1 protein-coding gene is annotated in these 1,699 nt (G+C 34.3%); it reads right to left on the reverse strand.

The genetic code is table 11. The annotated features are described in order from the left end of the window. Positions 1 to 72 precede the first annotated feature (72 nt). On the reverse strand, positions 73 to 1,572 hold the full coding sequence (locus tag ACKI67_RS03800; protein WP_407462058.1) for a DUF2779 domain-containing protein: 1,500 nt from the start codon (positions 1,570 to 1,572) through the stop codon (positions 73 to 75). Positions 1,573 to 1,699: the final 127 nt, after the last annotated feature.

Raw genomic sequence — 1,699 nt, forward strand, 5'->3', positions numbered from 1 at the left:
CTGCTCCCTCAAGGCATTCTTTCTGCAACAGTTAGAATCATTTTCCACAAATCATTGAAATTGATTATAACATTATTTTACAACTTCCTTAAACTTCTCCCATAATTTTACCATAGCATAAGTGTCAAGTCCACAATATAACAGCAAAGCATTCCTTATTGATTCTTGCTCTTCTTTTGACTTGCTCTTCAAACCAACAAATGTTTCAGAAGCTTCTCCACCATTGTGAACCAAAGGCAAATTATCATAATTCAATTCAGGATCATCTGGGTATAAAGCTGGCAAGACATACTTGATTGAATAGGACCCTTCCATTTCCTTCATATAATAATCCCTATTCTTGAATGGAACCATGAAATCCACCATATTATGGTTTATTCTAGCCATTTCATCTGCTAAGTCAGGATAGAGCTCTGCTATTTTTCTGTTTACGCTTGATTCAAATGACTTATTGTAGACAATCACACTTCCGTCTTCAGGAAGATTGCTTATCATGCTTTCTGCAAAAGTCCTTATGAAATCCTCATCATCAACTTCCGCCAAAAATTCCTTATGTTCTATTGGAGCTCCTTCCTCTTCAATGATATGTAAAGAGTATTGGAAAGGCAATTGTTGATATGGCTTGGTTCCTTCCACTTCAGGTATAGGCTGATTGTATGTTTCATAATCAATGAAATACAATGGATATTCCAAGGAGTTTAAAGTTCTAGCAATAGCTGCCTTATTGATTTTAGGCTCCTTATCATTTACTTCAAAATCCACTTGCTCTATATATTTTGGATTCAAGTCCTCATATAATAAATCTTCAAAAGACACTTTTCCTTCATTGTATTTCTCGAACTTTTTGCTTTTCCACATTCCTGCCACATCAAAGACATTAGGTTTTGGCAAATCTTGAGTGCAGTACTGCCAGAAATCGCAATCATAAGGATTGAAGCATTTCAGTTCCAGACATGTAGGAGGTTCGTTGTCCTCGCCATACTGTTCCATGAATCTGTTTATCTCATCAATATTGCTTTGAATCTCATCCTGCTTTGAGAGTGCTATATCAGTCACATCCTCAATATTGAAGTATTGGTCCAATTCATCTTCAACAGGAAGTTCTCCTTTAACGTATTCATTGTTTACATATACAATGCAGACTTTCTTTACATTGTATCCAAGATTGGACAATACATAGTATTGGTAAGCAGCATCATCCAAATATATGTCCTTTACTTTTGTAGAGCTCTTGACCTCATAGATTTCCACACCGTCGACATCATTCTTCAGGACATCCACACTGCAGAAATTGTGATCATAATCAAATGAAGCTTCTGTAATGACATTTGGCTTTTTTGGCATTAGCTCTTCTGTCTGTTTAATCATTGGAGTGATTGTCTTGTCAAATGGAATGTCCTCATAATCTCCGAACAATCCCTTTGCAAGTTCTCCCACTTTATGTCCGTTTTCAAAAATGACTGTCTTGTCTTCAGGTGTTGCACACTCTGGCTTGTACTTTTCTAACCAAAGGATCTTTTGACATTGCACACATCTGCAATATTTTGATTTTGATAAATATACATTGTTCATAATTACGCCCTCTTATATTATTTAATTTTAAATGAAATATTAATAAAAAATTTTAATAAAATTTACTTTCATCTATTTCAATATTAAATTCATCTTAATTCATTCAAAGAATTTGTAAATTCTATTA

It is taken from the genome of Methanobrevibacter sp., from assembly GCF_045577275.1.
Classification (GTDB): Archaea; Methanobacteriota; Methanobacteria; order Methanobacteriales; family Methanobacteriaceae; genus Methanobrevibacter.